Origin of the sequence: Roseivirga sp. E12 (genome assembly GCF_017592825.1) — a bacterium.
Lineage (GTDB): Bacteria > Bacteroidota > Bacteroidia > Cytophagales > Cyclobacteriaceae > Roseivirga.
Genome location: NZ_JAGFMD010000005.1, coordinates 212,494 through 231,843, shown reverse-complemented (window position 1 = coordinate 231,843; position 19,350 = coordinate 212,494). Strand labels below are relative to the sequence as shown.

The following is a 19,350-nucleotide window of genomic DNA, read 5'->3' as shown; positions in this document are numbered from 1 at the left end:
AGTCATATATATAAGGTGAAAGGAGAGGCTCGAGGAAGATGCTTATTATTGGAGTTCCATTTTACTAGATTAAAAAAAAGACTTACCTTTGCAGTCCTTTTTCAGGACGTGTTCCTGAGAATTTGAGGACGAGATCCTAGTAGAACTTAAAAGTTATATGGCTGTTAAAATCAGATTGGCCCGAAGAGGTCGTAAAAAAAGAGCGATGTACGATGTTGTCATCGCTGACGCAAGAGCACCACGTGATGGTCGCTTTATTGAAAAAATCGGAACCTACAATCCAAACACCGATCCTGCATCGATTAATATCGATAACGACAAAGCGTTTGATTGGGTGATGAAAGGTGCACAACCTACAGACACTGTAAGAGCAATGCTTTCTTATAGAGGTGTGATGTTCAGAAAACATTTACAAGTAGGTGTGGATAAAGGAGCAATCTCTCAAGAAGATGCTGATAAGAAGTTAGCTGCATGGGTTGAAGACAAGGAATCTAAGATTTCTGGTAAAACTGATCAATTGGCTAAGGCTAAAGCCGAGGCGAGAAAAGCTAAACTTGAAGCTGAAGCTAAAGTGAGTGCTGCAAGAGCTGAAGCAATTGCTGCTAAGAATGTAGTGGTAGAAGAGGTTGCTGAAGAAGAGGTTGAAGAAACTGCTGAGGCTACTGAAGCTGTAGAAGCTGAGGCGCCAGTAGTTGAAGAGGCTGCAACTGAAGAAACTCCTGTAGTAGAAGAAGCGCCAGCTGAAGAGGTTGTTGCCGAAGAAGCTCCAGCTGTTGAAGAAGCCCCTGCCGAAGAAGTAGCTGCAGAAGCTGCTCCAGAGGTAGAAGAGACTCCTGCTGAAGAAGCACCGGCTGCTGAAGAAGCAGAAGAGGCACCAAAGGCTGAAGCTGAAGAAGCTCCTGCTGCTGATGCATCTGAGGATGCTGCTGAAGAGGAAAAGGCTTAAGCAAGAATAATCGCCATGACCATTGACGACTGTTATCAATTAGGTTACATAGTCAAAACACATGGTTTGAAAGGTGAGGTTCAGATTTATCTGGATGTTGATTCACCGAACGAATATCAAAATTTGGAATCAGTTTTTGTCCTGCAAGGGCAACAGCTGGTTCCTTTTTTTATTGAATCCATGAGTAATCTCAATGGGGCTAAGACTATCGTGAGTTTTGAAGATGTTTCTTCACTAGAAAGCGCTCAAGCGTTAAAGGGTCGTGAGCTATATCTTCCTTTGGCCTCTTTACCCGAGCTATCGGATAACGAGTTTTACTTACACGAGATAGTGGGTTATAGTCTTCAAGATTCGAATACGGATGGGACTGTTGGTACCATCAACAATGTCATTGAGTCAGGACCTCAGTTATTGTTTTCAGTATTGTCTGAAAACGATGTTGAGATTCTAATTCCTTATACCGAAAGCTTATTAGAGTCGATAGACAAGGAATCGAAGCGGATTGTGCTTAATGTACCTGAAGGTTTAATTGATATCTATTTAGAAGATAATGAGGATTGATATCATTACATGTCTACCAAAGTTGTTGGAGAGTCCTTTTAGTCACTCAATCCTCCAGCGCGCCCAAGACAAAGGGATCGTAGAGGTAGTTGTACATGACCTTAGAGGGTATGCCGTCAACAAGAAAAAACAGCTTGATGACTACGCATATGGCGGAGGTGCTGGCATGGTTATGATGATCGAACCAATTGATAATTGCATCTCGACCCTCAAGGCTGAACGTGACTATGATGAGGTGATCTATATGACACCAGATGGTGAGACCCTCAATCAACAAATCGCCAATGAGCTATCTCTGAAAGGAAACATCATGATTCTCTGTGGTCATTATAAAGGAGTAGATGAGCGCGTTCGTGAACGTTTCATCACTCGCGAGATCAGTATAGGAGATTATGTGCTTTCAGGCGGTGAGCTAGGGGCAGCAGTACTGTCAGATGCCATTATTAGATTGATACCGGGTGTATTGTCGGATGAGACATCGGCTTTGACTGATTCCTTCCAAGATAATTTGTTGGCTCCACCGGTCTATACACGACCTGCAGAATATAAGGGAATGACAGTCCCGGAAGTGCTACTTTCGGGTCACGAAAAGAAGATTGAGGAGTGGAGATTTAAGCAATCTCTGGCTAGAACAAAAAAGAGACGCCCAGACTTGCTGGATGACTAAAAAATTTCGAACTGAGTATCAGTTTATAAAAAACTAATTTCTATATTTGCATTCCAATTTTGGGAAGACCAGATTAAGAACGAAGATTATGAGCGATCTTATCAATTTTATAGAGGAAGAAAGTAACGAGAGAAGAGCTTCTTTTCCTGAATTCGCTGCTGGTGATACGGTTAACGTTCACGTGAAAATTAAGGAAGGCACTAAAGAAAGAATTCAGCAGTTTCAAGGAACTGTAATACAAAGAAAAAATCCAGGATCTAATGGTGAGACTTTCACTGTAAGAAAGATCTCTGGCGGCATAGGAGTTGAAAGAATCTTCCCACTATTGTCTCCAAGTCTTGACAAAGTAGAGGTTCTGAGAAGAGGTAAAGTAAGAAGAGCTAGACTTTTCTACCTTAGAGGCCGTCAAGGTAAGGCAGCTAGAATCAAAGAAAAGATTTCTAGATAAGCACTTAGCTATTAAAATATTGAAGCTCCGATTTGTCGGGGCTTTTTTTATGTTCTGAAATTAGAATCGCACGTTTATTGCTTGTCACTATAAGTTTTAAACTCAAAAAATCGAACATGAAAAAATTATTTTGTCTCACGCTCTTTCTCTTTTCTGCCAACTTCGTAAAAGCTCAAGTAGGTTTCTCTTATCATCAGTCCTCAGTCATTAGCGCTTTTGGCGTTTCGACCAACCCTGATAAAAAGCTATGGGGAGAGGCACGAATTGGTGCCAATTCGACTGAATTTGACATCACTGCTATGGTGTTATACAATGTGTTGGAGCGAGAGGACTTTAAGCTTTATAGTGGAGTGGGTGTTGGCACCACTTTTAGTGATGGAAACATAGCATTGGCACTTGGATTTCAATTTAAGCCTATTGAGAAAAAGGACAATTTCACTCTTTTTGGCGAGTATACGCCACTTCTTAATTCATCGGCTGGAAGTTATCTGGCTTCTGGGAGTATTGGTTTTAGATATTTTCTCAAGAGGAGGAAGTAGATGTAAACCCCTAGTCTGGAGCAGTTTTATTTTGGAATTTTTTTAGTGGTCACCTACTTAAGTCGCGCCATTTTGTCACTAATTCAAAAAAGGCTCGTTAATTGCAATCCAGAGCTAAAATTTAGAAGTGACCACCATTAATTTTCATAAATATCAGGGAACAGGAAATGACTTCGTCATGATAGATAATCGTGATGATCATTTTAATAAATCTGATTTGAACCAGGTTATCGCTCTTTGTGATCGAAGGTTTGGTGTAGGTGCTGACGGAGTTATCCTGATAGAGGAGCATGGTAGCGCTGATTTTGAGATGATTTTCTTCAATCCCGATGGTTCGCAATCCCTCTGTGGCAATGGCAGTCGTTGCGCTGTGATGTTTGCCAATCACTTGGGTATGATTCAAAATGAGACAACCTTCATGGCTATTGACGGCCTTCATCAGGCATATATTGAGGGTGGACTAGTGCATCTATTAATGCATGAGGTATCTACATATGAGAAGATTGGTGAGGATTACTTGATTGATACCGGGTCTCCGCACTACCTGAAATATGTGGACAATACCGAGTCTGTAGATCCAGTGTCAGAGGGAAGAGAAATCCGTTATTCAGATCGCTTTTCTAATGACGGAGTCAATGTCAATTTTCTAGAGAAAATGAGTGATGACGAGTTGAAGATCAGAACCTATGAGCGAGGTGTCGAAGGTGAGACCTTTTCATGTGGTACAGGCTGTACAGCAGCTGCACTTTCTTTAGGACTTAAGACAGGTACAGAACAAGTAAAACTCAATGCCGTTGGCGGAGAATTAAAAGTGTCCTTTAAGCGGGACGGAGAGTATTTTAAAGATATCTATTTAATCGGCCCGGCCGAAAGAGTTTTCAGCGGCCAAATTAGCCTGTAAGATTATAGAGACATACTTTCTTTATTAGTATACAAGAAATTAACTTTAGCGTATAAAGATTTAATATGAGCATTTTTACGAAGGGGATATCAAAGCTTTTCGGTAGTAAGTCAGACAGAGATGTCAAGGAAGTCACACCAATTGTGGCTCAGATCAATACGATTTATGCCACACTTGCAGATATCAGCGATGATGAGTTAAGAGGGAAGACCCAAGAATTTAAGGATACAATAGCCAATGGCCTGAAAGATATTGATGGAGAAATTGCTGCACTTCAACAGCGTATTGAGGACGAACCTAATCTCGATATTCAGGAAAAAGAAAACATCTTCCAAGCTATTGATAAGCTAGAAGAAAAGCGTAATGAAGAGCTTGAAGTTATTCTAAAAGAAATTTTGCCTGCTGCTTTCGCAACCGTGAAAGAAACTGCAAGGCGATTCAAAGAAAATGAGAAGCTAGTTGTGTCTGCCACGATGATGGACCGACAGCTAGCCGCGAAGGGTGATCATATTGAAATTGACGGAGATTCAGCTACTTGGTATAATGAGTGGGCTGCTGCTGGTAACCTCCTAAAGTGGGAGATGCTTCACTACGATGTTCAGCTTATCGGTGGTATCGTATTGCACAATGGTAACATTGCCGAGATGGCGACAGGTGAAGGAAAGACATTGGTTGCCACACTGCCGGCATATCTAAATGGCTTGGCTGGTAGAGGTGTTCATGTGATTACCGTAAATGACTATTTGGCCAAACGTGATTCGGAGTGGATGGCTCCACTTTTCCAATTTCATGGACTATCTATAGACTGTGTTGACAAGCACCAGCCAAACTCAGAAGAAAGACGTCAGGCCTATCGTGCTGATATCACGTACGGTACCAACAACGAATTCGGCTTTGACTACTTGAGAGATAACATGGCGCGCGAAGAGAAAGAGCTTGTACAACGCAAGCATCACTACGCCATGGTAGATGAAGTGGATTCTGTCTTGATTGATGAGGCAAGAACACCACTCATTATTTCGGGGCCTGTGCCTAGGGGTGATGAGCACGAATTCCATGAATTAAAACCGCGTATCCAAAAGTTGGTCGATGCCCAAAGAAAGATTTGTGGTCAGTACCTCAATGATGCTAAAAGACTTCTGAAAGAAGGTAATGAACAAGAAGGTGGCTTGGCCTTGTTTAGGGCGTTTAGAGGTTTACCAAAGTATAAGCCTTTGATCAAGTTCTTAAGTGAAACGGGCGTAAGAATGTCCATGCAGAAGACTGAAAACTTCTACCTGCAAGACAACCAAAAAAATATGCCTCAGGCCGATGAGCCTCTATATTTCACTATTGATGAAAAAACCAATGCCGTGAATCTAACGGAAAAAGGTACTGAGCTGATTACAGGTGAAGGTGAAGACCCTAACTTCTTTATTCTTACGGATATTGGTGAGATAGTCGCCAAGTTTGAAAAGGATGATACGCTCAATGATGAGGAAAAGCTGAAGCAGAAAGATGAGGCTATAAAAGATTATAGCATTAAGGCACAGAGGATTCATACAGTGAATCAGCTCTTGAAAGCCTTTACAATGTTCGAGCGCGATACAGAATATATCGTAGCCGAAAACAAAGTAAAGATTGTAGATGAGCAGACGGGTCGTGTAATGGACGGTCGTAGATATTCTGATGGCTTGCACCAAGCTATTGAAGCGAAGGAAAATGTGAAGGTTGAAGATGCAACGCAAACTTATGCAACCATTACCCTTCAGAACTACTTCAGGATGTATCATAAATTGGCTGGTATGACTGGTACGGCTGAGACTGAAGCGGGTGAATTTTGGGAAATCTATGAACTAGATACCGTTGTCATCCCTACGAACCGACCAATCCAGAGAGACGATAGACAAGACAAGGTTTATAAGACTGTTCGCGAGAAATTTAATGCTGTAGTTGAAGAGATTGTTGAATTGACGGAGCAAGGTAGACCAGTATTAGTAGGTACCACCTCGGTAGAAATTTCTGAAGTACTGAGTAGAATGCTTAACCTCAAAAAGATTAAGCACCAGGTACTAAATGCAAAGCAACATGCCAGCGAGGCTGATGTTGTCGCTGAAGCAGGTAAGCCCGGTACCGTGACCATTGCAACCAACATGGCAGGGCGTGGTACAGATATTAAGCTTCATCCTGATTCGAAAGCTGCAGGAGGACTGGCCATTATCGGTACAGAGCGTCACGAATCAAGACGTGTTGATAGGCAGTTGAGAGGTAGGGCAGGACGTCAGGGAGACCCCGGAGCATCTCAGTTCTTCGTTTCCTTGGAAGATAACCTGATGCGCTTATTCGGATCTGACCGTGTGGCTAAACTCATGGATAGAATGGGCTTGAAAGAGGGCGAAATGATTCAGCACTCTATGATTACCAAGTCTATTGAGCGTGCTCAGAAAAAAGTTGAAGAAAATAACTTCGGTACACGTAAACGCTTGCTCGAGTATGATGACATCATGAACCAGCAACGTACTGTGATCTACGATAGGCGTAGAAATGCCCTTAAGGGAGAGCGTTTGCAGCTCGATATCATGAACATGCTATATGATACATGCGAAGACATTGTTAATAACAGCAAGGGTTCAGAAGATTACGATGCATTTAAGCTAAGCTGTATTAGTACCTTGGGTATCGACTCCCAAATAGATCAAGACGCCTTTACTAAAACTGACTTCAATAATTTGGTCAATGACCTTTATGACGAAGCATTTGCTGCTTATCAAAATAAGAACAAGACAATTGCTGAAAATACCTTGCCACTACTGAAACATATTCAGAAAGAACGAGGTGCAACAGTGGAAAATATCTTGTTGCCATTTACTGATGGTAAACGTCAAATTGGTGTTCCAGTAAACTTGCAGAAGACTATTGATACTGAGAATGCCGAGATGATCAAGGCAATGGAAAAGGCGATTACCTTGGGTGTAATTGACCAGACATGGAAAGAGCATTTGCGTGATATGGATGACTTAAAGCAGTCAGTTCAAAATGCTGTCTATGAGCAGAAAGACCCTCTTTTGATCTATAAATTTGAGGCCTTTGAGTTGTTCAAGGCATTCCTTTCAAAAGTGAATGAAGAGACGATGTCTTTCCTAGCTAAAGCAGCTATTCCTACGGAAGACCCGAATCGAGTACAAGAGGCAAGGTCTTCGAAGCGCCAAAACTATAATGAGTCTAAGGCTGAATCTCAAAGTGCTTTAGCTGGCAGACAGGATGCACGGAACAGACCTCCGGTCGAAAAAGTAGCTCCTATAAAATCAGAAAAGGTTTTTGGTAGAAATGATAGGGTATCCGTTCAGTATCCAGACGGAAGTGTGAAAAAAGACGTTAAGTTTAAGACTGTGGAGGCTGACATCATGTCTAATAAGTGTGTGGTTATAGATGAATAGAGTTATTCTAAATATTGTTCTGATCCTTTTAGTGATTGGTTTGGGTTCGGCTGGCTGCGCAAAGTCAACTGTTCCTCAAAAGACTGAAGTTGCTGATTTGACCTTTTCCGAGGATTTATCTCAGTACAATCCTAAAGTTGAAGTGACCAACACGAATTCTGGTGAAGCATCCAACGAAGTAGTTCAGAATGAAGCTTTAGAAAGTCAGTTTGACATATCGGATCAACTTGATGCACTTTTGGATTCTATGCGAGTCGGCAACGATTCCGTGCGTATGATGGATGGCTACACTATATTAGTTTATTCTGGCAACAACGGAACTGAGGCCGGACGTGTGAGAAACAGACTGTTCGACATTGTACCAGATATGACTGCCCGCTATAGCTATAAGCTGCCTACCTACTTTGTAAAAGTAGGTCAGTTCTTTCAGCAAGTAGAAGCTCAGCCGCTATACCGTAAAATCAGAGCATATTATCCTACAGCTTCCATCGTTCCCGATAAATTTCCGATTGAAGAGAAATGATTTCGGCTGAAAAAATAAAGGCATTAGCCAGGCAGTTTGCAGATGACGTAGTACAAATCAGACGTCACATTCATGCAAATCCTGAACTATCATTCCAAGAGTTCGAAACAGCCAAGTATGTAGCTGAACAACTTAGAGAGTTGGGTATAACACCTCTGGAGGGAGTTGCCGGTACAGGATTGACAGCAACTATTGAAGGCAAAAATCCAACTTCAAAAACTGTAGCACTGCGAGGAGATATGGATGCCCTTCCTATTCTTGAAGCCAATGATATTGACTATAAATCAACCAAAGAAGGGGTAATGCATGCCTGTGGTCATGATGTTCATACAGCATGTGTTTTAGGAGCTGCAAGGATTCTAACTGAGCTGAAAGACCGGTTTGAGGGAACCGTCAAGTTAGTATTCCAACCTGGAGAAGAAAAGAACCCTGGAGGGGCCTCTTTAATGATTAAGGATGGTGCTTTGGAAAACCCAAGACCTGATCGCATGTTAGGCCAACATGTAATGCCCTTTATCCCGACTGGTAAGGTTGGTTTTAGAGAGGGAATGTACATGGCCAGTGCAGATGAAATATATCTTACAGTGAAAGGTAAAGGTGGTCATGCGGCCTTACCGGATAAGGTCATTGACCCAATATTAATTGCTTCTCATATACTGGTAGCGCTTCAGCAAGTGGTGAGCAGAAACGCTGATCCGAAAACACCGACTGTTTTATCTTTTGGGACTATTCATGGGGGACAGGCACAGAATATTATTCCTGATGAGGTGAAAATCTCAGGAACATTCAGGGCTTTGAATGAAGATTGGCGGTTTGAAGCACATAAAAGAATTACTGCAATTGCCAAGGGGGTAGCTGAGGGTATGGGAGGTGAATGCGATGTTAATATTGACGTTGGCTATCCGTATCTGAGTAATGATATCAAAACTACGCAAGTGGCAAGGCAGGCTGCCACAGAATACCTGGGAGAAGAAAATATAGTCGATTTAGACCTTTGGATGGGGGCGGAGGACTTTGCTTTCTATACACACGAAGTGCCATCAAGTTTCTATAGGCTGGGTACTGGAAATGAGGCTAAAGGTACCACCAATGGCGTACACACGCCCAATTTCAACATTGACGAAGATGCCATTGAGCTTGGAATTGGCTTAATGGCTTGGATTGCTCTGAATCAGTTGACTAAGTAATACAGATTGAGAAAAAGGAAATAAAAAAGGCCAACTTTAAGAAGTTGGTCTTTTCTTTATTCAGCACTTAGCTATTCCATATCTTCATCGTCCCTTCCGAAATCTCCGCGAACCGCCTCACTAATATTAATAATGTGATCGCCAATTTTTTCAGCAGAGAAGAACAGATCCTTATAGATTATTCCACTCTTGACATCGTACTCCATTTGTTCTGTGGACTTAAGGTGTTTCTTTCTAAGCTTAGCTTTAAGAGAGTTGATTTCCATTTCAACTTTAATAGCATCGTCAATATCGGCTTTACCAAATGGTCCTTCAAGGTTGCCCTTCATTAGGCTGAATGCCTCGTCTAACAACCCGAAAATCTTGGCAATGTTCGCATGCTGTTTTTCGGTGAAACTCAGTTTTTGCTTGTTACCTCTCTCAATATCCTTTGACATCCTGAGAATAATATCAGCAACTCTTTCAAGGTCTGTTGAAATACTCAAGATAGACCTGACTTTAACAGAAGCATCTTCTGTAAGTCTTTGCTCGCTTATCTTAACAAGATAGCTGGCAATGTTCTCCTCAATGTCGTCAGTCAAATTCTCATACTCAGCAATCTTAGCCCTTTGTTTGGCTCGTTTGCTCTCGTTCTGCTCAAGTAACTGCTTTTTGAGTAAGTCCATCATTTTGATGGTGATCTTCCCAAATTTGACCGTTTCTTTTTGAGCTTCTACTATCGATACATCTGCTGCAAGTGGGGCACCTTGAGTTCCTAAATAAGTCAGGTGGAACTCTTCGTCCTCATCACCCTTAGAGGTAACAAGTTTCGTTGCAAGGCGCACAAGTTGAGGGACAAACCAAATCATTATTAATACATTCAGTGTATTAAACATGGTGTGGAAAGTAGCTAGCGTATATTTGTCGGCACTATCTCCAGTCGGAGCCGGCCATATATAATGAATTAAATCAAGGAAATACGGCAGTAAAATAACCATCCATGTCACACCAACAATGTTGAACATTGAGTGAATCTTGGCCGATCGCTTTGCATGCACATTTCCAATTAATGCCGCTAGTTCAGCTGTAATGGTGGTACCGATATTCTCACCTAGAACCATAGCTGCTCCAATTTCTATTGGTAGTCCCTGTGAACATAATACTATGGTTAATGACATCGCTGCACTGGAGGATTGAACTATAATGGTTAGAAGAGTACCTGCAGCTACAAATAAGAGTCTTGTCAGAAGGCCTGGGTTGCTATACTCTGTAAGAAAAGCAATAACGTGATCGTTATTTTTAATATCAGGAACCGCACCTTTAAGGGCATCTAAACCCATGAATAACAAGGCAAAACCAATCAGGAACTCTGCCCAATTCTTGAGACTCTGCTTTTTTGAAAACATCATTGGCATTGCAACGGCCAAGATAGGAAGTGCAAATGCGGAGATCTTCACTTTAAACCCAAGAAGGGATACTAACCAGCCAGTGATGGTTGTACCAATGTTCGCACCCATCATGATTCCCGCAGATTCTACCAATGAAATTAATCCAGCATTAACAAAACTCACTGTCATTACAGTGGTAGCCGATGATGATTGGACAATGGCAGTGATCAAAAAACCAGTAAGAACCCCGGTGTATCGATTCGAGGTCATTGTGCTTAGAATGCTTCTCAGGTTATTGCCAGCCGCTTTCTGAATACCCTCACTCATGACTTTCATGCCATAAATGAAGAAGCCAAGAGCACCTAGGAGCTCTATTACGTTCAATATTCCGTAGTCCATATTAGTTTAAGGTTACTGAATGAATCTCAGTTTTAAAAGATTGATTTTCAGGGGTAAAAGTAGGGATACTTTTTATAAACGGTCTGTTAAGTTTTTGTTAAGTCGACATGATCAAAAGTCAAGTAAGCTTAACAATTGGATGATCTTTAGGAAAACTAACTGACACAGCATTTCGATAAGTTTGCGTCTTGTTAACAGGCCTATCAAAACTACAGAATTACATTTTATGAAAGAACTCGCAACAGATAAAAACAAACAGTTTTCTGTTGCAAAGAGAGCATGTCAAATCATAGCGACTCTGGCATTCTTTTTCTTTTCCATAAAATTGATGGTTACGGCTTTGGGAGGTTTTGCTCCTAGTTTTCAGGAGAATATTCTTTCCTCTTCTTTGGATCCATTTATTGGGCTCTTCATTGGTCTCCTTGTTACTGCAATTATTCAGAGTAGTTCTACCACAAGTACTATGGCTGTGGCACTAGTTGCTACTGGAAATCTTACGATTCAGGAAGCGATTCCAGTGATTATGGGAGCAAATATAGGCACTACCTTGACTAGTACCATTGTGGCTCTAGGTTTCATCTCCGATAAGGAAGCCTTTAGAAAAGCAGTTTCTGCTGGCGTGATTCATGACTTTTATAATATCATCTTAGTGCTAATTCTGTTCCCCCTAGAATACTTTTATGGATTTTTATCGGGAATTTCTATCAAGTTGCAACAATTGATTTTTGGTAGCCATACAGTTAGTTCTGAAGAGGGCTGGAAGTGGTTCCTAGATTTTGGAATAACCGACAGCATTGCCGGACTAGTTCAGAGTAATGTTGTTCTAATGTTGTTGTCTTTTGTGCTGCTCTTTACTTCCATTAAGATGCTTACAAGTTTTATCCAAAAGACAGTAATTGGTGATTCTAAGAACAAGCTGAGGAAGTTCGTCTTTCAAAAACCCGTTAAGTCTTTTGGCTGGGGTATGCTCATTACATCAGCCATCCAATCGAGTTCAGTCTCTACTTCTCTGTTGGTTCCACTAGTAGCAACAAGGAAAATCAGACTGATAAATGCTTTTCCATTTATCATTGGGGCCAACCTAGGAACAACGCTAACTGCTTTGATTGCAGCAAGCTTTAGTTCAGAAGCCGCCATGAGCATAGCAATTGCCCATTTGCTGTTCAATCTGACAGGTGCTGTCTTGTTTATGATATCATCAGGGTTGAGAAGACTTTTGGTGGGTTATACCAAAGAGTTTAGTGTGGTGATGTCGCGTAAGCGAATTATTGGTTTGGCCTATGTGATAATTACATTTTTCCTACTTCCCTTTCTTCTTATTTCAATCAATAAAGCTTTATCAAGTGAGGATGGCTCCAGTAAGCAAGAAGTTGTTCGGAAAGAAAGTGAAATGGTCAATTAAAAAAATTTAAACGCTAATGTAAAGTGTACTTTACTAATAAATTATTTAAGTATTTAAACTACAAATATACATAACCTATTATATCAATGACTCTAGCTAATTTTTCCCCAAGGAAGTTCACCCTATCTATTTTACTATTAGCACTGCTTAGCTCAGTACTTTTTGCACAGGACACGAGTAATAATAAGTTTGGTAAAGGCCTTCAAATTGTGGGTGCTGACTCTTCTTTCTCTATGAAGTTTAGTACAAGGTTTCAGACCTTGTACCAAGGTGTATTAGACCTCGATAGTGATGAATGGAGTGACCGTTTCCTGGTCAGAAGAGCCCGACTTAAGTTCGATGGATTCGTTTACAACCCTAAAATCACTTATAAAATTGAGCTTGGGTTATCTAACAGAGATCATGCTGGCGGAGACATAGATGAGTCTGGTAATACATCAAGAATTATCCTCGATGCAGTTGTGAAGTGGCAAGCCACTAAACACTGGAGTTTCTGGTTTGGACAAACGAAACTCCCGGGTAACCGAGAACGAGTTATTTCTTCTCAGAAACTACAGTTCGTAGACCGTAGTCTTTTAAACTCAAGATTGAATATTGATCGTGATATCGGAGTACAAGTAAGGCATGATAATAAAGTCGGTGAGAATGGTATTCTGAAAAAAATGTTCTCTCTTTCTATGGGAGAGGGTAGAGATATTATTGCAGCCAATACCGGAGGCTATAACTTTACTTACAGATTGGAGTATTTGCCTTTTGGCAAGTTTGAGAGTAAAGGAGATTACTTTGGTTCTGACCTGAAAAGAGAAGAAAAGCCAAAACTAGCCATAGGTTTGACTTATGATGTAAACCAAGACGCGGCAAGGCAGCGTGGACAATTAGGTTCATTCGTTCAGGATTCGAATGGAAATCAATTTGCAACTGATCTATCGACAATCTTTGCCGATTTCATGTTTAAATACGATGGATTCTCAATGATGGGAGAATATGGTGATAAAAAGGCATCAGATAATGTCTTCGCTACACTAACCGATGGATCTACTATCAAGTATGTAACTGGTAATGCTCTAAACCTTCAGGCAGGCTATCTTTTCAAAGGAGATAAAGAATTGGCTTTCAGGTACACTTCAGTGAGCCCTGACGACCTTACATTTTCAGGTCTCAGAGAAGAGAAACAATATACCTTGGCGTTTTCAAGGTACATCGTTGGTCATAGTCTAAAGATACAGAGTGATATCGCCTACCATGACAGAACAGGGGCGAGCAATCGTCTTGTTTATAGATTTCAAGTAGAAGTTGCTTTCTAGAATAAAACCTATCAAAAACATGATTGTTAACTAAGAGTTAACAGGCTTATACCCATATGCATTGATATGGCTGGTAAATTAGAGTACTATGGAAGAAACTAAAAAGGGGAGACTTGCCGAAGTTGCGGGCTTGTTCTTCAAGCTAGGCTGTATTGCCTTTGGTGGTCCAGCGGCTCACGTGGCCATGATGGAAGAAGAGGTGGTAGTAAAAAGGAAATGGATGGATCGTCAGCATTTCCTTGATCTAATGGGAGCTACAAACCTAATTCCCGGCCCTAATTCAACCGAGATGACAATGCATTGCGGTCATGAACGAGCAGGGATTCCTGGTCTTTTTGTAGCTGGTTTTTGTTTTATATTTCCAGCAGTTGTCATTACTGGAGTCTTCGCATGGCTTTATTCCCAGTATGGACAACTACCAGAAGTAGAGGCCTTTGTCTTTGGTATTAAACCTGCAGTCTTAGCTATCATAGCTGGAGCAGTACTCAAATTGGGTAAAAAGGCATTGAAAGGATGGGAACTTGGAGTACTGGGAGGGCTTGTCCTTTTAGCAAGTATTCTTGGTGTTAATGAAATTGTAGCACTCCTAATAGCAGGAATCGTAGGTATGGTTTATTTCACTGCTAGTGGCGGTGGTACCTTAAAGTCGTTTGTTGCTCCTATTGCCCTATGGTCCATTTCTGCAATCACTGTTACTAAAGTCACTGCCCTCAAAGTGTTCTGGAGTTTTCTCAAAGTCGGTGCTGTATTATATGGCAGCGGGTATGTCCTTTTTGCCTATCTGGATGCTGAATTAGTCAGTAACGGACTCTTAACTAGGGAGGCACTTATTGATGCCGTGGCAATTGGCCAATTTACTCCTGGTCCAGTACTTTCAACAGCCACCTTTATTGGTTACCAAATGGCTGGGGTAGGTGGGGCTATTGCAGCTACTGCAGGTATTTTTCTTCCTTCCTTTTTATTCGTTTTTATTTTAAACCCATTGGTGCCTAAAATGAGGAAGTCCAAGTCCTTGAGGTATTTTCTGGATTCAGTGAACATAGCGGCTGTTGCTGTCATGCTCGGGGTGCTGGTCGAAATGGGTAGGACTTCGTTAGTAGACTGGCGAGCTATCGTGATACTGGTACTCAGTATGCTCTTTACATTCGGCCCAAAGAAGATCAGTGCAATGTGGTTGGTTTTGGGAAGTGCCATTTTAGGCTACCTGCTTTTTCTGATATAGCTCATCAGACTGACTATTTTTTGATTAGAAGATATCAATTCGACTCTTCTGATTAAATTGTCAAAAAAATGGGCCATTGAAGCTTTTCGACTTAGATAAATTAATAGATACGTTCACGGGTTTCATTGAGACCAAAATAGAACTGGTTAAGCTTGATGCTAAAGAAGAGCTGAGTGGAGTAATTGCTAAAGCAATCGTATTTTTCAGTGTGGCGGTATTTGCATTACTGGCTTTATTATTTATTTCATTAGGAACATCTTCAATACTCAATTCGTTTCTTGAAAATGACTTTATTGGATATCTCATTGTTGGCGTCATTTACCTAATTGTTGGTGCTACGATATATGCCAATAAAGAATCCATTTTGACTAAAATTAGGGAACAGGCACAAAATGATAATAAAGAGGAAGATCTTTGATGGCTATGTCAAAACGAGAAGAACTTAAAAGTGCGAACGAAAATTTCAAGACTGCTCTTGAATCACAATTGGGTGATCTCAAGCACAATGTCGATAAGATCGGAAAGACCGCACTGATTGTGGGAGGAGGGCTTCTGGGTGCCTACCTACTTTCTACTGCCTTTACAGACTCGGGTAAGAAGTCTAAAAAGGAAAAAGTTAAAAGAGATAAGTCTTCTAAAAAGGATAAGTCTCATTTTCATGATAACCTACTCACCTCAACTTTAAAGGAGCAAGCCATTGTCTTCATACTAGGCCTTGCTGCTGAAAGGCTGACATCTTTATTGAGTGAAATAGATACAGATAAAAATGAAAAGTGACAGGCTAGTTCAATCATTCAACAAGTTTCGTGCTGATGGAAGAAAAGCCTTGGCAGTATTGTTCGACCCTGACGACACTGATGAAAGGAGCCTGATCAAGAGTTTGAACGTCTGCCTTGAACAAAAAGTAGACTATATTTTTGTCGGAGGTAGCTTGGTAACAAGTGGTAGCTTACATGAGGTAGTGAGTATGATCAAATCATATACCGATATTCCGTGTGTACTCTTTCCAGGTAATGCCATCCAAATTGATGCTTCGGCCGATGCGGTATTGTTCCTCTCTTTGATTTCTGGTAGAAATCCAGAATTGCTGATCGGTCAACATGTAGTTGCTGCGCCAGTGGTAAAGAGGAGTAAGTTGGAAGTGGTTCCAACGGGTTACATGTTGGTGAACTCAGGTAAGCCTACTAGCGCATCCTATATTAGCAATTCTCAACCGCTTCCTAACGATAAACCGAGTCTCGTAGCAAGTACGGCTCTTGCTGGTGAAATGCTGGGGCTTCGAACCATGTACATGGATGCAGGAAGTGGTGCAGAAGAGCCAATTGCTCCTAAGGTTGTTCGCGCAGTGCGTAGTGCAGTAGAGGTGCCTTTGATTATAGGTGGTGGGCTTAACACTCCTTTCAAAGCAAAACAGGCTTTGGATGCTGGTGCTGATATCATAGTGATCGGCAATGGAGCACAAAAAAACCTCAATCTAGTGACTGAGGTTTCTGAAGTAGTTCATTTTTATAATGAAGCCTTAAATGTTAATTAGGCTTTCACGTCTTCTCATCTTACCTGCAGGAATACCGAACATCATTTTGAATCTTCGACAGAAGTAAGCGGTGTCTTTATAACCAACCTCTCTACCGATATCTCTGATACTCTTCTTGGTAGTTCTTAAAAGATCTACAGCAGCCTCCATACGTTGGTACTCAATATAATCTTGAGGGTTAATGCCTGTCAACATCTTGAAATACTGACCTACATAATCTTCAGATACATTAGCAACACGCGCCAATACCTTGTTCGATAAGTCACCACCAATGTTCTTTTTGATGTAACTAAAAATATCGATAAGCCTAGGGTCCTTGAAGTATGTACTGTTAGTAACAAGTTGTTCTACAAAGAGCCTATTATCAAGAATATATCTAATCACCTCAACTACTAAGTACTCGGTGTTTACCTTGATGATTCTGTTTTTACCTGGCTTAACAGAGTTATCCTCGTTAATAATCAGTCTGATCAAATCTCCTAAAACTGTCGAATTACGAATAGCAAAAGGAGTGATGTTCAGCGAAGAAAAGAAGTTGACCGAGTCAAAGACCTTAGCTTCGAACATCACTTGACTAAATCCGTCAACGTCAAAATCGTTGATTTCAGAATCATTCGCATTTTGAAGGTACTTCTTCTTGTTGGAGATAAATTCCTCGTTAGAAATAGCTTGAGCAGTCACAGAACCAAAGGAAATTGAGAGCGACTTGCCACCAGGAATAAATAGCATATCTCCTTCAGAGACTTTTTCCTGATCCGGGCCGAAGTATACATCTCCATTGTTGACTACAATAATTGTATTTTCAACATCGTAAAAGTTATCTATGGTAACAGCCTTGGCTATCTTCATGTTCCTACTTTTGATGTAGCGAACTCCGAGTGATTCTATGATTTTGTTATAATCCTCCATAGTGGTGTATGAAACGTTTCGAAAAAATTAATGTTATAAAGTGTACGAATTTACGCTTGTGTATAACATTAACAAAAAAAAATGACCATTGACAATAATTTATATGTCAATGGTCATTTATATGTAACAATTCTAGTTATTTCAATAATTCTCTGGAGATTACAATCTTCTGAATCTCCGATGTCCCTTCGTAAATCTGAGTGATTTTAGCATCTCTCATTAGGCGCTCAACGTGGTATTCCTTTACAAAACCATATCCACCATGCACTTGGACAGCTTCTACTGTAGTATCCATGGCTACTTTGGATGCATACAATTTAGCCATTGCACTCGCCTTAGCAAAGTCCTTCTTCTGATCTTTGAGATGGGCAGCTTGTAGGCAAAGCAAACGAGCAGCTTCGATTTCGGTTGCCATATCGGCTAGTTTAAACTGAATGGCTTGATGCTGACTGATCGGCTTACCGAAAGCTTTTCTTTCTTTTGAATAGGCCAATGCTAGCTCATAGGCGCCTGAAGCGATCCCTAAAGCTTGAGAAGCAATTCCTATTCTGCCACCATTTAAGGTAGACATAGCGAATTTGAAGCCAAAGCCATCCTCTCCAATTCTGTTTTCCTTAGGAACTTTTACATCAGTAAACATCAACGAATGCGTGTCTGATCCTCGAATTCCTAGCTTGTCTTCTTTCTTGCCAACTACAAAACCATCCATGTCTTTTTCAACAATCAGGCAGTTAATTCCCCGATGACCTTTTTCTCTATCTGTTTGAGCAATGACTAAATAGATAGAGGCTGTATTACCATTGGTAATCCAGTTTTTGGTTCCGTTTAATAGGTAGTGATCGCCTTTATCTTCAGCAGTGGTCTGTTGTGATGTGGCATCAGATCCAGCTTCGGGCTCAGAAAGACAGAAAGCGCCAATCTTTTCACCAGTTGCTAATGGTGTGAGGAATTTTTGTTTTTGTTCTTCATTGCCAAACTTTTCAATACCCCAGCAAACCAAACTGTTATTAACAGACATGCAGACGCTGGCGGAGGCATCAATTTTAGAAATCTCTTCCATAGCCAAAACATAAGAGACGGTATCCATACCTCCTCCTCCATATTTTGGGTCTACCATCATTCCCATAAAGCCCAGCTCACCCATTTTCTTGACTTGCTCGGCAGGAAATCTTTGATGTTCATCTCTTTCAATGACACCTGGTAAAAGCTCTGTATTAGCAAACTCTCTTGCCGCGTCTCTTACCGCAATATGCTCTTCTGTTAACTCGAAATTCATTAGAAATTATTGAACGAACGTTTGTTAGGCAAAGTTAATCAATTCACCAAAACTTGCTAGTCATTTCCTAGGAATGCCATGGCATAATAAAGTAGCATGGCAAGTGAGCCTAGGGCAGCCACTAAATATGTTCTAGCAGCGGCATTTAAAGCGTCTGTAGCCATATCATGTTCATCACCCTGAGTAATGTTTCTTTGATCTACCCAAGCCAAGGCTCTTTTGGTTGCATCAAACTCAACGGGGAGTGTCACAAAAGCAAAAAGCGTAAAAACTGCATAAACACCTACAATGAGAACTCCGGCCATTTCGTAAGGTAGGAATGAAGCTCCTACTCCGAAAATCATTACAAAGAACAGAATGTTCAAAATCTTTCCACTCAGAGCCTGTAGGGGCACCAAAGCTGATCTCATTTTTAGAGGGGCATAAGCTGTTGCGTGTTGAATAGCGTGTCCGCACTCGTGGGCTGCTACGGCAGCCGCCATAACTGATCTGCCTGCATAAACATCAGGACTCAAATTTACCGTTTTGTCGAGCGGGTTGTAGTGATCTGTAAGTCGACCTTGAACAGAGACTACTTGAACGTCATCAATGTTGTGATCTCTCAGCATAAGCTCAGCAACTTCTTTACCACTGAGGCCTATTGAAAGCCCCACTTCAGAATACTTTTTGAATTTTCGTTTGAGACTGTTCTGAACAGCCCAGCTAACGATCATTATTCCGACTATTAAAACTATAAATGGTATACTCAT

General features: G+C 41.0%; 19 protein-coding genes. 15 read left to right on the top strand and 4 right to left on the bottom strand.

Translation table 11 applies throughout. The annotated features are described in order from the left end of the window. The first annotated feature begins 157 nt into the window (after window positions 1-157). The 9 genes from J4E76_RS13390 (at window position 158) to J4E76_RS13350 (ending at window position 9,188) form a co-directional block, all read left to right on the top strand. On the top strand, window positions 158-946 hold the full coding sequence (locus J4E76_RS13390) for a 30S ribosomal protein S16 (RefSeq protein ID WP_208504948.1): 789 nt from the start codon (window positions 158-160) through the stop codon (window positions 944-946). A 15-nt stretch (window positions 947-961) separates the two neighbouring features. Continuing rightward, window positions 962-1,507, top strand: coding sequence for a ribosome maturation factor RimM (gene rimM, locus J4E76_RS13385; protein WP_208504947.1), 546 nt, complete (start codon window positions 962-964; stop codon window positions 1,505-1,507). Beyond that, on the top strand, window positions 1,497-2,174 hold the full coding sequence (trmD, locus tag J4E76_RS13380) for a tRNA (guanosine(37)-N1)-methyltransferase TrmD (protein WP_208504946.1): 678 nt from the start codon (window positions 1,497-1,499) through the stop codon (window positions 2,172-2,174). The genes rimM and trmD overlap by 11 nt, the downstream gene beginning before the upstream one ends. 88 nt (window positions 2,175-2,262) lie before the next feature. After that, window positions 2,263-2,622 (top strand): 50S ribosomal protein L19, encoded by a 360-nt coding sequence (gene rplS, locus J4E76_RS13375; protein ID WP_208504944.1) that lies wholly within the window; start codon window positions 2,263-2,265, stop codon window positions 2,620-2,622. A gap of 116 nt (window positions 2,623-2,738) precedes the next feature. After that, complete coding sequence (locus tag J4E76_RS13370; protein WP_208504942.1) at window positions 2,739-3,161, top strand: hypothetical protein; 423 nt, start codon at window positions 2,739-2,741, stop codon at window positions 3,159-3,161. A gap of 127 nt (window positions 3,162-3,288) precedes the next feature. Beyond that, the gene (locus J4E76_RS13365) at window positions 3,289-4,062 is read left to right on the top strand and encodes a diaminopimelate epimerase (RefSeq protein WP_370592804.1); all 774 of its coding nucleotides are present in this window, start codon (window positions 3,289-3,291) and stop codon (window positions 4,060-4,062) included. Window positions 4,063-4,127: 65 nt separating this feature from the next. Beyond that, window positions 4,128-7,478, top strand: a complete 3,351-nt coding sequence (gene secA, locus J4E76_RS13360; RefSeq protein ID WP_208504940.1) for a preprotein translocase subunit SecA — start codon at window positions 4,128-4,130, stop codon at window positions 7,476-7,478. After that, window positions 7,471-8,001 (top strand): hypothetical protein, encoded by a 531-nt coding sequence (locus J4E76_RS13355; protein ID WP_208504938.1) that lies wholly within the window; start codon window positions 7,471-7,473, stop codon window positions 7,999-8,001. The genes secA and J4E76_RS13355 overlap by 8 nt, the downstream gene beginning before the upstream one ends. After that, window positions 7,998-9,188: a M20 family metallopeptidase gene (locus tag J4E76_RS13350; RefSeq protein WP_208504936.1), complete on the top strand. Its 1,191-nt coding sequence runs from the start codon at window positions 7,998-8,000 to the stop codon at window positions 9,186-9,188. Before J4E76_RS13355 ends, J4E76_RS13350 begins: the two co-directional genes overlap by 4 nt. 71 nt (window positions 9,189-9,259) lie before the next feature. On the opposite strand, the gene J4E76_RS13345 is transcribed toward J4E76_RS13350, so the two are convergent. Then, complete coding sequence (locus tag J4E76_RS13345) at window positions 9,260-10,954, bottom strand: Na/Pi cotransporter family protein (protein WP_208504934.1); 1,695 nt, start codon at window positions 10,952-10,954, stop codon at window positions 9,260-9,262. A gap of 226 nt (window positions 10,955-11,180) precedes the next feature. Between J4E76_RS13345 and J4E76_RS13340 the strand changes: the two genes are divergently transcribed. From J4E76_RS13340 to J4E76_RS13315, 6 genes are all read left to right on the top strand, one after another. Next, a complete protein-coding gene (locus J4E76_RS13340) occupies window positions 11,181-12,356 on the top strand; it encodes a Na/Pi symporter (protein ID WP_208504932.1) in 1,176 nt (391 codons plus the stop codon). A gap of 86 nt (window positions 12,357-12,442) precedes the next feature. Next, complete coding sequence (locus tag J4E76_RS13335; RefSeq protein WP_208504930.1) at window positions 12,443-13,660, top strand: porin; 1,218 nt, start codon at window positions 12,443-12,445, stop codon at window positions 13,658-13,660. Window positions 13,661-13,748: 88 nt separating this feature from the next. Beyond that, entirely contained in the window at window positions 13,749-14,882 is a 1,134-nt protein-coding gene (gene chrA / locus J4E76_RS13330) for a chromate efflux transporter (RefSeq protein WP_208504929.1), read from the top strand. Between the two features lie 76 nt (window positions 14,883-14,958). Continuing rightward, complete coding sequence (locus J4E76_RS13325) at window positions 14,959-15,300, top strand: phage holin family protein (protein WP_208504927.1); 342 nt, start codon at window positions 14,959-14,961, stop codon at window positions 15,298-15,300. Window positions 15,301-15,305: 5 nt separating this feature from the next. Next, a complete protein-coding gene (locus tag J4E76_RS13320) occupies window positions 15,306-15,659 on the top strand; it encodes a hypothetical protein (RefSeq protein WP_208504925.1) in 354 nt (117 codons plus the stop codon). Then, complete coding sequence (locus tag J4E76_RS13315; RefSeq protein ID WP_208504924.1) at window positions 15,649-16,416, top strand: geranylgeranylglyceryl/heptaprenylglyceryl phosphate synthase; 768 nt, start codon at window positions 15,649-15,651, stop codon at window positions 16,414-16,416. The genes J4E76_RS13320 and J4E76_RS13315 overlap by 11 nt, the downstream gene beginning before the upstream one ends. Here J4E76_RS13315 and J4E76_RS13310 read toward each other — a convergent pair. The 3 genes from J4E76_RS13310 to J4E76_RS13300 all read right to left on the bottom strand — a co-directional run bounded on the left by J4E76_RS13310 (window position 16,402) and on the right by J4E76_RS13300 (window position 19,350). Continuing rightward, window positions 16,402-17,325 carry an AraC family transcriptional regulator gene (locus J4E76_RS13310; RefSeq protein ID WP_208504922.1) on the bottom strand — a complete coding sequence of 308 codons (924 nt, stop codon included), beginning with the start codon at window positions 17,323-17,325 and terminating at the stop codon, window positions 16,402-16,404. The two genes, J4E76_RS13315 and J4E76_RS13310, sit on opposite strands and share 15 nt — an antisense overlap. A gap of 136 nt (window positions 17,326-17,461) precedes the next feature. Further along, window positions 17,462-18,601: an acyl-CoA dehydrogenase gene (locus tag J4E76_RS13305; RefSeq protein ID WP_208504921.1), complete on the bottom strand. Its 1,140-nt coding sequence runs from the start codon at window positions 18,599-18,601 to the stop codon at window positions 17,462-17,464. Window positions 18,602-18,657: 56 nt separating this feature from the next. Beyond that, on the bottom strand, window positions 18,658-19,350 hold the full coding sequence (locus J4E76_RS13300) for a zinc metallopeptidase (protein WP_208504919.1): 693 nt from the start codon (window positions 19,348-19,350) through the stop codon (window positions 18,658-18,660).